Origin of the sequence: Duganella rivi (genome assembly GCF_009857435.1) — a bacterium.
Taxonomy (GTDB): domain Bacteria; phylum Pseudomonadota; class Gammaproteobacteria; order Burkholderiales; family Burkholderiaceae_D; genus Rugamonas; species Rugamonas rivi.
The window spans coordinates 325,180-337,487 of record NZ_WWCK01000005.1 but is presented as its reverse complement, the minus strand read 5'-3'; the positions used below and the strand labels follow the sequence as shown (position 1 = coordinate 337,487).

Below are 12,308 nucleotides of genomic sequence, written 5' to 3'. Positions count from 1 at the left end.
GGCGGCCATGAGGCATTGGCGCTGGTGGGTGGGCGGGACGGTGCTGGTGGCGCTGCTGGCCTTGCTGGCGCTGGCGCTATGGCGGCGGCCAGCCGCAGTCAGCCTGGCACCGGCGGCGCTGACCATTGCCACCAATACCGCTTATCTCGGCAGCTGCCCGGTGCTGGCGGCACAGCGCCAGGGCTATTTCACCAACCAGCAGTTACAGGTGCGGGTGCTGCCCTACAGCAGCGGCAAGGCGGCGCTCGCGGCGCTGCTGGCACAACAGGCCGACTACGCCACAGTGGCAGAAATTCCGGTGATGTTTGCCGCCCTGCGCGGGGCGCCGGTGCAGATTTTCAGCACCATCTATCACACCGGCCAGGACCATGGTGTGGTGGCGCGGCGCGACCGCGGCATTCGTCAGGCCAGCGACCTGGCCGGCAAACGCATCGGCGTCAGCCTCAGCACCTCGGCCCATTTCGCGCTGGACCTGTTGCTGAACCGCCAGCGCCTGGACAGCGACGACGTGCAACTGCGTAACTATCCGCCCGAAGCGCTGCTGGCCGCGCTGCAGTCAGGCGAGGTCGACGCCGTCAGCGGCTGGGATCCTTTCCTGGGCGAGATCGAGGATCAGTTGGGCCCGCTGGCGCTGCGCTTTTCCGGCCCGGATGTGTATGAAAGCCAGTACCACATGGTGGCCCGCCGCGCCGACCTGGGGCTACAGCCGCAGCTGGTGCAGCGCCTGCTGCAGGCGTTGTGGCAGGGCGGTCGCTATTGCCAGCAGCATCCGGAACAGGTGCTGGCGCTGCTGCCGCGACTGTCGCCGTCGCGGCGGGCCGCCATGCTGGCCGAGTGGCCGGCGCACCGCTTCGGGATCGAACTCGAGCAGAGCTTGCTGTTTACGCTCGAGGACCAGGCACGCTGGGCCGTCAAAAGCGGGCTGGTGAGCGAGGCGGCGCCGCCCAATTTCCTCGACTACCTGTACCTCGACGGCATGCTGGCAGTGCGGCCCTCGGCGGTGTCGGTGCTGCATTAGGCGGCGGCGTGAAGATCGCGACCCGTTTGCGACTGGCCCAATGGTGCAGCTTCGTGCTGCTGCTGGTGATGGCGGCCACCTTCACCCATACCGCGCTGCGCCTGCGCAGCGAGATGCGTAAGTCCGAGCTGACCGGCGAGGTGTTGCGGGAGGCCGCCGGGCTGCGCGTGCTGACGCTGGAATATGTCTGGCAGCACCAGGCGCGCAGCCGCTTGCAGTGGCTGCAACAGCATCGCTCGCTGGGCGCGCTGCTGGCTGCCGGGCGCGAGTTTGAGGACCGGTACGAACAGTCGCTGCTGGGCCAACTGCGCCAGCGCCACCAGTCGATCGGCAAGCTCTTCGCCGAGCTGCAGGGACTTCCGGATGAGCTGCAGAACCAGCCGCAGCGCGGCGCCATCCTGCAGGCGCTGGAAGCGCGCCTGACGGCGCAGATCGTCAATCGCTCGCAGGACATGATGTCGGATGCCGATGAGTTGGCGCGGCTGAGCCGCGGCAATATCCTGGCGGCCCAGCAGGATACGCTGCTGGCCGGCGGCGCCCTCGGTAGCCTGACGCTGGCGGTGGTGCTGGCGGCAATGGGACTGACCATCCGCAGCGTGACGGCGCCGCTGGCGCGGCTGCACCAGGCCACCGAAGTGGTCGGTAGCGGCAGCCTGGACTTTGCCGTCGACTTGCGCTCGGACGATGAAATCGGCCACCTGGCGCGTGCCTTCAACCTGATGGTCGAACGTTTGCGTCAGAGTACGGTGTCGCGCAACACGCTGCAGCAGGCCAACCAGGCGCTGCAGCGTGAAGTGGCCGAGCGCCAGGCCGCCGAGGCGCATGTGCTGGCCCAGTTGAGCCGCATGCAGCTGCTGCACCAGATCACCCGCTCGATCGGCGAACGGCAGGACTTGCGCAGTATCTTCCAGGTGGTGGTGCGCAGCCTGGAGGACCAGCTACCGGTCGATTTCGGCGCCATCTGCCTGTATCGCGACGGCGAGCTGGTGGTCAGCTGCGTCGGCGTGCGCAGCTATGACCTGTCGATGGCGCTGGCCATGGGGGAGGCGGCCCGCATCCCGATCGACCGTAATGGCCTGTCGCGTTGCGTGGCCGGGCAACTGGTGTATGAGCCGGACATCGGCCCGATCAATTTTCCGTTCCCGCAGCGCCTGGCCGGCGCCGGGCTGGCGGCGCTGGTGCTGGCGCCGCTGCTGGCGGAAAGCACGGTCTTCGGGGTGCTGGTGGTGGCGCGCCGCCAGCCGCACAGTTTTTCCAGCAGCGACTGCGAATTCCTGCGCCACCTGAGCGAGCATGTGGCGCTGGCAGCCAACCAGGCGCGCTTGTACAGCACCTTGCAGCAGGCCTATGACGAACTCAGCCACAGCCAGGCCCAGGTGACGCGCCAGGAGCGGCTGCGCGCGCTCGGCCAGATGGCCAGCGGCATCGCCCATGACATCAATAACGCCATCGCGCCGATCGGCCTGTATGCCGAAGCCTTGCTGGAAAACGAGCCGGGCTTGAGCGAGCGCGGCCGTGCCAGCTTGCAGGTCATCGAGCGCGCCATCGACGATGTCGGTGCGACGGTAGCGCGGATGCGCGAATTCTACCGCCAGCGCGAGCCGCAACTGATGCTCAGCACAGTCAACGCCAACCTGATGGTGGGGCAGGTGGTCGATCTGACCCGGGCGCGCTGGTCCGACATGCCCCAGCAGCGCGGCGTCGTTATCACCGTGCAGCAGCAGCTCGACCCGCAGTTGCCGTCGATTCTGGGTGTCGAGGGGGAGATTCGCGAGGCCCTCACCAATCTGGTGTTCAACGCCGTTGATGCGATGCCGGACGGTGGCAGCCTGATCCTGCGCACCAGCTACCAGGCGCGTGAAGGCGCCGGTGAAGTGCGGGTTGAAGTGCGCGACAGCGGCTGCGGCATGGATGAGCAAACCCAGCGCCGCTGCATGGAGCCGTTCTTCACCACCAAGGGCGAGCGCGGCACCGGGTTGGGACTGGCCACCGTCTATGGCATGATTGAACGGCATGGCGGCCGCATCGAGATCGACTCGCGGCCACAGGGGGGCACCTGCGTCGCGCTGTGTTTCCCGGTGGCGGACGCGGCGCCGGCGCCGCCCCCCGCGGCAGCCCCGGCCTTACCGCTGGCGCCGCTGCGGATACTGATCGTTGATGACGACCCGACCTTGCTGGCCTCGCTGACCGAAATCCTGACGCTCGACGGCCATGCGGTCACCGCGGCCGATGGCGGCGAGGATGGCATTGCCCACTTCAGCGCGGCGGCGGCAGCCGGTCAGCCGTTCTCAGTGGTTATCACCGACCTGGGCATGCCTTATGTGGATGGCCGCAAAGTGGCCGAGACGGTGAAAAGGATGGCGCCGGCGGTGCCGGTGATGTTGCTGACCGGCTGGGGGCAGCGCCTGATTCCGGATAGCGACGGGACACCGGTGCATGTCGACATGGTGCTCAGCAAACCGCCCAAGCTGCGCGAATTGCGCGCCGCGCTGGCCAAGTGCATGGCGCTGCCGGGTTAGGCGGCGGCCGGATCATTTCTTGTCGAAGGTTTTACTGACGCGGGCCTTGCGGCGTTTTTCGTCCTCATTATGGGCTTTGCGCTTGTCGAAGCCCAGCATCGGTTCCAGGAATTCAAACCACAGGAAAGCCAGCACCATCAGGGCGCCGATCGCCCACCAGGATAATTCGGCAAACTTCCACACTTCAAAGTAGCGCAACGCGACTAAAGCGACGATCAATAGGATCAGTGGCATGATTTCCTCCTTTGCCTCCATCTTACAAGTAATACGGAAAAAAGCGGTAAAATGGCCAGTGAATTTTAGTAGCACTCACTTGGAGAATACAATGAAACGAAATTTGATGATGGTTGGGGTAGTACTGGCATCGGCCTTCGCTTCGCAGGCCGCCATGGCGGACGCCGGCGCGGATCTGGCCAAGGCCAAGAACTGCATGGCTTGCCACGCCGTCGCCAGCAAGCTGGTTGGTCCTGCTTACAAAGACGTCGCCGCCAAGTACGCAGGCCAGAAGGACGCGGAAGCCAAGCTGGTTACCAAGGTAATCAAAGGCGGTACGGGCGTGTGGGGTGCCATCCCTATGCCAGCCAATCCACAAGTGAACGAGGCCGAAGCCAAGACCCTCGTGAAATGGGTTCTGGCTCAGAAATGACCTAAAAAAAAGCGCCCTAGGGCGCTTTTTTCTTAGTGAATTACCTCGATCTTGGTCTTCTTACCGTCGGTGTAAGTGAACAAGGTCAGCGCGCCGTCCTTGATGTCGCCCTTGTCGTCAAAGGCGATCAGGCCGGTCACGCCCTGGTACTTGATCTTCTGCAGGAACGGCAGGTACTTGGCCGGCTGCGAGGACTTGGCTTCCTGCATGGCGGTCGCCATGGCCATCACAGCGTCGTACACATACGGCGAGTAGATCTGCACGTCGGCGTTGTACTTCTTCTTGTAGCGCGCCACGAAATCATCCATACCCTTCTGCTGTTCGGCAGTGACGCCGCCAGCTTCCGCGCAAGTGACCACGCCGTTGGCAGCCGCAGTGCCGGCCAGCTTAGGCAGCGATTCGGTGCAGATGCCGTCGCCACCCATGTACTTGGCGTTGATGCCCAGCGCCTTCATTTGGCGCAGCAGCGGGCCGCCTACCGAGTCCATGCCGCCGAAGAATACCAGGTCAGGGTTCTTGGCTTTAATCTTGGTCAGGATGGCGTTGAAGTCGGTGGCCTTGTCGTTGGTGAATTCCTTGGTGAACTCGGCGCCCGGCGCTGCCTTCTTGGCGGCCTTGACGAATTCATCGGCCACGCCCTGGCCGTAAGCGGTGCGGTCGTCGATCACGGCGATCTTCTTCGCGCCCAGCTTGGTGATGGCGTAGCTGCCCAGCGAGCCGCCCAGTTTGGCGTCGTTGGCGACCACGCGGAACGCCGACTTGAAGCCCTGCTGGGTGTACTTGGTCTGGGTGGTGGCCGGCGAAATTTGCGGGATGCCGGCGTCGTGGTAAATCTTGGAGGCAGGGATGGAGGTGCCGGAGTTCAGGTGGCCGATCACGCCGTTCACTTTGGCGTCGACCAGCTTCTGCGCGACTGCCGTGCCTTGCTTGGGATCGCTGCCGTCGTCTTCCAGTTGCAGTACGAATTTCACCGGCTTGCCGTCGATCTTGATGCCTTTGGCATTCAAGTCCTCGACCGCCATTTTGGCGCCGTTTTCATTGTCTTTGCCAAGGTGTGCTGAAGGGCCGGAGACAGGGCCGACGTGACCGATCTTGATCACTTCTTGCGCACCAGCGCTGCCGGCAAAGGCCAGAGCGATGGCGAGAGGAATGAATTTGAACTGCATGTGACAATCTCCAAAGTTGTATGCAAGGCCACCAAGGTACAACAAATTTTTGGCGGCGCAAAGCGGCAAACCGGAGGTTTTGTACTTTTTTGGAGCGTTTCCCTGATTTGATGCAAACATGCTTCAGAGAGGTGCGGCCCGCGCACCACGATGGGTGCGCGGACGCAAGGGAGGAGTTACTTTTTCTGTGCTTGCAGATGCGTGAGTTCTTGCGCGACCGCGCGCGAGACGATCTTCTCGATGGTGTCATGCAGGCCGATGCGGATTTCATTGGTCAGGTCATGCAAGGCATGGCTCAGCACTTCGGCCATGCTGTCCTTGATGCGCTGCTCGAGCACGAAGTCCACGCGCGACTGCAGCTGGTGCATGATGCGTACCGACAGACGGTGCTCCATCACCGCCCATTCCGCGTCAGTCCAGCCGTCGATGGCTGCAGCCTCCAGCTGGTCGGCGGCCGAGGCCGGTGGCGGCGGCGCGGCCGCCTCATCGCTCAGCGGCTGCGCTTTCAGGACTTCCGTCAGTACAGGGATACTTGCGTCAAACGATGCTTGGCTCATGATTTTCCTGTGACAAAGTGGGTAAGTGGATAGTCTTGCTGCTTGTATGCGACATAACGCTTGCGGCCGGCAGCCGCATCATCCTCTTCGGAGGAAATTACTTCTATCATGCGCGTAAAGTGCGCAATGTTGCGCGGCGTGCGGCGCGATAAATTGACCAATAATTCTTTGTGCGTGTGTGGTAATTCCGCCTCATCCGAGTCCGTCAACAGAATCGGCGTCTGCGCCGCCAGCTCGTCAGAGACGAGCACGTGCGGCAGGTAATCCGTCGCAGAAAAATCCCACATCGCCGCATTAAGTTCTGCCAGTTGCGCGCTATCTTCCGTCATCAGCACCACGCGGTTGTTAGCGGCCCAAGCCTTGCGCACGAGGCGGCAGGCGTAGGCTACTTTATCCGGTACATTGGTGTGGAAGTCGATGCGTGTCATGGTAAATCCAGTGTATGCGAAAACGCCGCAAGCCGCTGGCATCGATGTTGCTACCGAGCGGCTTACGGGAGAGGTACTAAAGAGAGAGGTCTACGCGATTGTTAAGCGGCCATGCCGCTGTGGCGTAACAGTGCGTCGATGCTAGGCTCGCGGCCACGGAAGGCGGTGAACGATTCCAGTGCAGGACGCGAACCGCCGACCGACAGAATTTCCGCGAGGTAGCGCTTGCCGGTTTCCGACACGGCGGCCGGGCCCAGCTTCTGGGCTTCTTCAAAGGCAGCATAAGCGTCGGCCGACAAAACTTCTGCCCACTTGTAGCTGTAATAGCCTGCCGCGTAACCACCAGCAAAAATATGGCCGAAGGAATTCTGGAAGCGGTTGAACGACGGCGGAATCACCAGCGAGAATTTGCTGCGCACTTCATCGATCAACTGCTGCACGGTCTTGCCGGTGCTGGCGTCGTAGTCGTAGTGCAGGTGCATGTCCAGCAGCGAGAACTCCACCTGGCGCAGCGTTTGCAGGCCGGACTGGTAGTTCTTCGCGGCCAGCATCTTGTCGTACAGCGCGCGCGGCAGCGGCTCGCCGGTGACAGCGTGCGCGGTCATGTGTTCCAGCACTTCCCATTCCCAGCAGAAGTTTTCCATGAACTGCGACGGCAGTTCCACCGCATCCCATTCCACGCCGGAGATGCCGGACACGCCCAGCTCATCCACCTGCGTCAGCATGTGGTGCAGGCCGTGGCCGAATTCGTGGAACAGCGTGGTCACTTCATCGTGGGTGAACAGCGATGGCTTGGCCACGCCATCCACTACTGCCGGCTCGGTGAAGTTGCAGGTCAGGTAAGCGACTGGCGTTTGGACGTTGGCTGCGTCGGCGCGGCGGCCGCGTGCGTCGTCCATCCATGCGCCGCCGCTCTTGCCGGCGCGGGCGTACAGGTCGAGGTAGAACTGGCCGATCAGCTTGCCGTTGCGCTCGATGCGGAAGAAGCGCACGTCCTTGTGCCATACGGGTGCTTGGTCGGTTTTGATTTCGACGTTGAACAGGTTCTGGATCAGGCGGAACAGGCCATCGACCACTTTGTGTTCAGGGAAGTACTGCTTCACTTCCTGCGCCGAGAAGGCGTAGCGGCGTTCTTGCAGCTTCTCGGAAGCGTAAGGGATGTCCCATGCCTTCAGGTCGTCGATGCCGAGTTCTTCCTTGGCGAACGTGCGCAGCTCGGCCAGATCTTTTTCCGCGAACGGACGCGCGCGCTTGGCGAGGTCTTCGAGGAAGGCGATCACTTCGTCAGGCGACTTGGCCATCTTCGGCACCAGCGAGACTTCGGCGAAGTTGTTATAGCCGAGCAGCTTGGCTTCTTCATCGCGCAGCTTCAGCAGGGTGACGATGTTTTGGGTGTTGTCCCACTCTTCCTTTTTGCTGAACACGTCGCCTTGCTCGGAGGCCTTGGTGGCGTTGGCGCGGTAGATGGTTTCGCGCAGTTCGCGCTTGTCGGCGAATTGCAGGATCGGGTAGTAGGACGGGAAGTGCAGCGAGAATTCCCAGCCTTGCTTGTTTTCTTTTTCCGCTGCGGCGCGGGCGGCGGCTTTGACGTCCTCCGGCAGGCCGGCCAGGTCGGCTTCGTCGGTGACCAGCAGCTTGTAGTCGTTGGTGGCGTCCAGCACGTTTTCCGAGAAGCGCGTGGAGGTCATCGCGTGTTCTTCCTGGATGGCGGCGAAGCGGGCTTTTTTATCTTCCGGCAGTTCGGCGCCGCCCATGCGGAAATCGCGGATGGCGTTTTCGATGATGCGCTTGCGGGCCGGCGACAAGGTGTCGAACTCGGCCGAGGCGCGCAGTGCTTTATATTTGGCGAACAGCGCTTCGTTCTGGCCCAGTTCAGTCCAGAACTCGGTCACTTTCGGTTGGTTCTCGTTGTAGACGGCGCGCAGTTCCGGCGTGTCCACCACGTTGTTCAGATGACTGACGATGCCCCATGCACGGCCCAGCAGCTCGGTGGCGTTTTCCAGCGGCGTGACGAAGCTGTTCCAGCTGACGGTGTCGGATGGCGCTTGCAGCTGCTCCACCACGGCGCGGCTCTTGGCCAGCAGTTCGTCGATGGCCGGTGTTACGTGCTCCGGCTTGATGGCGTCAAAACGCGGCAGGCCGCTGAAGTCGAGCAGGGGATTTTTGTCAGTCATCTTGGTTCCTATTTAGTTATGCCGTGCGTTCGGCTGCCTCGACCGTGTTCATCAACAGCATGGTGATGGTCATCGGGCCCACGCCGCCTGGTACCGGCGTAATGTGCGATGCCACTTCCTTGATGCCGTCAAAGTCCACGTCGCCGCACAGTTTGCCTTCGTCGTTACGGTTGATGCCGACGTCGATCACGATCGCGCCCGGTTTCACCATATCAGCAGTCAGGGTGTTGCGGCGGCCGGTTGCAGCCACGACCACATCAGCCTGGCGGGTGTACACGCCAATATCCGGGGTCGCGCTATGGCAGATGGTGACGGTGGCGTTAGCTTGCAAGAGCAGCAGCGCCATCGGCTTGCCGACCGTGTTGGAGCGGCCAATCACTACCGCATGCTTGCCGCGCAAATCCACACCGGTGCTCTCGATCAGCTTCATGCAGCCGTACGGGGTGCATGGACGGAAACCGTCCAGACCAGTCATCAGCTCGCCGGCGCTCAGCACCGCGTAGCCGTCCACGTCTTTCTTAACGGAGATTGCCTCGATGACCTTGTGCGCATCAATATGCTTAGGCAGCGGCATTTGCACCAGGATGCCGTGGATGGCCGGATCGGCGTTCAGCGCGGCAATGCGCTCCAGCAGCGCGGCTTCCGCCAGGTCGGCCGGGTATTCTTCCTTGAGCGAGTAGAAGCCGGCGTCTTCGCAAGCCTTGACCTTGTTGCGCACGTACACGTGGCTGGCCGGGTCGTCGCCAACAATAATCACGGCCAGGCCGGGTTGTTTGCCCTTGGCGGTCAGGGCGGCAGCACGTGCAGCAATTTCAGCACGCAGTTTTTTAGAGAGGGCGACTCCGTCGATCAGTTGAGCAGGCATGATTTACACAAGGTGGTAGAGGGAAAGCAGGATTATAAGGCCGCAAGGCGCATCCCGCCTTGTTTTCGGCGTCAGTTGCATGCTGCACTGCACAAGGTTTTCATAGGGAAATTTCACAATATAAAATGTCTTATCGCAATTTGAAAAAGCCAAAATACACTGTTAGAATCCCCACACGTCATCGAAGTATTAGTAAATAATCAGCGAACTCTCAACTCAGGAGACTTAATAAATGTCAGCTCAACTTGACCAGGTAACGGCCTACACCGACCCTGATTCGCAAGAAACCAAAGAATGGTTGGACGCACTGGCTGCAGTGCTGGAACAAGAGGGCCCTGAACGTGCTCACTACCTGATGGAGCGCCTGATTGACCTGGCTCGCCAGAGCGGTTCCGACATCCCATTCTCCGCTAACACCGCTTACGTCAACACCATTCCTGTCGAGCAGGAACAACACTGCCCAGGTAACCTGGAGTACGAAGAGAAGCTGCGCTCGTGGATGCGCTGGAACGCCATGGCAATGGTGGTCAAGGCCAACCGCTTCGACGGCGACCTCGGTGGCCACCTGTCCTCGTTCGCCTCGCTGGCAAACATGCTGGGCATCGGCTTTAACCACTTCTGGAAAGCCCCAAGCGAAAACCACGGCGGCGACCTGCTGTACATCCAGGGCCACTCGTCGCCTGGCGTGTACGCCCGCGCGTTCCTGGAAGGCCGCCTGACCGAAGACCAACTGCTGCACTTCCGCCGCGAAGTGGATGGCAAAGGCCTGTCGTCGTACCCGCACCCGAAATTGATGCCAAACTTCTGGCAGTTCCCAACCGTGTCGATGGGCCTGGGCCCGCTGATGGCGATCTATCAAGCGCGCTTCCTGAAGTACCTGCACGCACGCTCGATCGCCGACACCACCGACCGTAAAGTCTGGGCATTCTGCGGCGACGGCGAGATGGACGAACCAGAATCGCTGGGCGCCATCGGCATGGCCGCGCGCGAAAAGCTGGACAACCTGGTCATCGTGGTCAACTGCAACCTGCAGCGCCTGGACGGCCCTGTGCGCGGCAACGGCAAGATCATTCAAGAACTGGAAGGCGAGTTCCGTGGCGCCGGCTGGAACGTGGTAAAAGTCATCTGGGGCCCAGGCTGGGACGCCCTGCTGCAAAAGGATAAAGAAGGCATCCTGCGCAAAGTGATGATGGAAACCGTCGACGGCGAATACCAGAACTACAAAGCGAAAGACGGCGCCTACGTGCGCAAGCACTTCTTCGGCAAGCATCCTAAGCTGCTGGAGATGGTTGCCAACATGACCGACGACGATATCTGGCGCCTGACCCGCGGCGGCCACGATCCGCACAAGATCTACGCTGCGTTCAAGGTCGCGCAAGAACACAAAGGCCAACCGACCGTTCTGCTGGTGAAAACCATCAAGGGCTTCGGCATGGGCAAGCACGGTGAAGCACGCAACACCGCGCACAACACCAAGAAGCTGACCGACGAAGCCGTGCGCGAAATGCGCGACCGCTACTCGATCCCTATCCCGGACGATCAACTGGCCGATATCCCGTTCTACAAGCCAGCCGATGACGCGCCAGAAATCAAGTACCTGCACGAGCGCCGCGCCGCGCTGGGCGGCTACCTGCCGCAGCGCCGCCAGCAAGCTGACGAAAAACTGACCGTACCGCCGCTGAGCGCATTCCAGAACGTGCTGGACGCCACCGCTGAAGGCCGTGAAGTGTCGTCGACCCAGGCTTACGTGCGTATCCTGACCACGCTGCTGAAAGACCAGAGCGTTGGCCCGCGTATCGTGCCGGTGCTGGTCGATGAATCGCGTACCTTCGGTATGGAAGGCTTGTTCCGCCAGGTTGGTATCTTCAACCAGCAAGGCCAGTTGTACGAGCCAGTCGACAAAGACCAGGTGATGTACTACCGCGAAGACAAGGCCGGCCAGATCCTGCAAGAGGGTATCAATGAAGCCGGTGGTATGAGCTCGTGGATCGCTGCGGCGACTTCGTACTCGACCAACAACCGCGTGATGATCCCGTTCTATACCTACTACTCGATGTTTGGTATGCAGCGTATCGGCGACCTGGTGTGGGCTGCTGCCGACATGCGCGCTCGCGGCTTCCTGATGGGCGGCACCGCCGGCCGTACCACGCTGAACGGCGAAGGCCTGCAGCACGAAGATGGTCATAGCCATCTGTTCGCAGCGGCTGTACCGAACTGCATGCCGTATGACCCGACCTTCGGTCACGAGCTGGCAGTGATTATTCAGGACGGTATGCGCCGCATGGTGGAAGACCAGGAAGACGTCTTCTACTACATCACCATCATGAACGAGAACTACGCTCACCCAGGCATCAAGCCAGGCCAGGAAGAGGGCATCCTGAAAGGTATGTACCTGCTGCAGGAAGGCGATAAGAAAGCCAAGCAGCGCGTGCAGCTGATCGGTTCGGGCACCATTCTGCGTGAGTCGATCTTCGCGGCTGAACTGCTGAAAGACGACTGGAACATCGCCGCTGACGTGTGGTCTGCTCCTTCGCTGACGCTGGTGGCCCGTGACGGTCAAGACGCCGAGCGCTGGAACCTGGTCAACCCAAGCAAAGAGCAGCGCGTGCCATACGTGACGCAACTGCTGAAGGACACTTCCGGCCCTATCGTTGCAACCACCGACTACATGCGCGCGTTCGCTGAGCAGATCCGCGCCTTCATTCCGAAGGATCGTACCTACCGCGTTCTGGGCACCGATGGTTTCGGCCGTTCCGACAGCCGCGCCAAGCTGCGTGAATTCTTCGAAGTGAACCGCTACTACATCGTGGTCGCTGCGCTGAAATCGCTGGCTGAAGAAGGCAAGATCGACGTGAAAGTGGTTGAGCAAGCGATTGCCAAGTACAACCTCGATCCGAACAAGCCAAATCCGGTGACCCAATAATCCGCTGAGAAA

10 protein-coding genes are annotated in these 12,308 nt (G+C 61.4%); 4 read left to right on the top strand and 6 right to left on the bottom strand.

The features are described 5' to 3' along the window. Nucleotides 1-7 precede the first annotated feature (7 nt). Nucleotides 8-1,018: an ABC transporter substrate-binding protein gene (locus GTP45_RS17675; RefSeq protein WP_161015196.1), complete on the top strand. Its 1,011-nt coding sequence runs from the start codon at nt 8-10 to the stop codon at nt 1,016-1,018. An 8-nt stretch (nt 1,019-1,026) separates the two neighbouring features. Beyond that, nucleotides 1,027-3,537 (top strand): ATP-binding protein, encoded by a 2,511-nt coding sequence (locus GTP45_RS17670; RefSeq protein ID WP_161015195.1) that lies wholly within the window; start codon nt 1,027-1,029, stop codon nt 3,535-3,537. A gap of 12 nt (nt 3,538-3,549) precedes the next feature. On the opposite strand, the gene GTP45_RS17665 is transcribed toward GTP45_RS17670, so the two are convergent. Continuing rightward, nucleotides 3,550-3,771 carry a TIGR04438 family Trp-rich protein gene (locus tag GTP45_RS17665; RefSeq protein WP_161015194.1) on the bottom strand — a complete coding sequence of 74 codons (222 nt, stop codon included), beginning with the start codon at nt 3,769-3,771 and terminating at the stop codon, nt 3,550-3,552. Between the two features lie 91 nt (nt 3,772-3,862). On the opposite strand from GTP45_RS17665, the gene GTP45_RS17660 reads away from it, so the two are divergent. After that, on the top strand, nt 3,863-4,183 hold the full coding sequence (locus tag GTP45_RS17660) for a c-type cytochrome (protein WP_161015193.1): 321 nt from the start codon (nt 3,863-3,865) through the stop codon (nt 4,181-4,183). Between the two features lie 32 nt (nt 4,184-4,215). Here the strand turns inward: GTP45_RS17660 and GTP45_RS17655 are convergent, their stop codons facing one another. From GTP45_RS17655 to folD, 5 genes are all read right to left on the bottom strand, one after another. Further along, nucleotides 4,216-5,349, bottom strand: a complete 1,134-nt coding sequence (locus GTP45_RS17655; protein ID WP_161015192.1) for a branched-chain amino acid ABC transporter substrate-binding protein — start codon at nt 5,347-5,349, stop codon at nt 4,216-4,218. A gap of 176 nt (nt 5,350-5,525) precedes the next feature. Next, the gene (locus tag GTP45_RS17650) at nt 5,526-5,906 is read right to left on the bottom strand and encodes a DUF2486 family protein (RefSeq protein ID WP_161015191.1); all 381 of its coding nucleotides are present in this window, start codon (nt 5,904-5,906) and stop codon (nt 5,526-5,528) included. Then, nucleotides 5,903-6,334 (bottom strand): DNA polymerase III subunit chi, encoded by a 432-nt coding sequence (locus GTP45_RS17645; RefSeq protein ID WP_161015190.1) that lies wholly within the window; start codon nt 6,332-6,334, stop codon nt 5,903-5,905. The genes GTP45_RS17650 and GTP45_RS17645 overlap by 4 nt, the downstream gene beginning before the upstream one ends. A gap of 101 nt (nt 6,335-6,435) precedes the next feature. Continuing rightward, a complete protein-coding gene (locus GTP45_RS17640) occupies nt 6,436-8,508 on the bottom strand; it encodes a M3 family metallopeptidase (protein ID WP_161015189.1) in 2,073 nt (690 codons plus the stop codon). 16 nt (nt 8,509-8,524) lie between these two features. After that, nucleotides 8,525-9,373, bottom strand: coding sequence for a bifunctional methylenetetrahydrofolate dehydrogenase/methenyltetrahydrofolate cyclohydrolase FolD (folD, locus tag GTP45_RS17635; RefSeq protein WP_161015188.1), 849 nt, complete (start codon nt 9,371-9,373; stop codon nt 8,525-8,527). 232 nt (nt 9,374-9,605) lie between these two features. On the opposite strand from folD, the gene aceE reads away from it, so the two are divergent. Next, the gene (gene aceE / locus GTP45_RS17630; RefSeq protein WP_161015187.1) at nt 9,606-12,296 is read left to right on the top strand and encodes a pyruvate dehydrogenase (acetyl-transferring), homodimeric type; all 2,691 of its coding nucleotides are present in this window, start codon (nt 9,606-9,608) and stop codon (nt 12,294-12,296) included. The last annotated feature ends 12 nt before the right edge of the window (nt 12,297-12,308 follow it).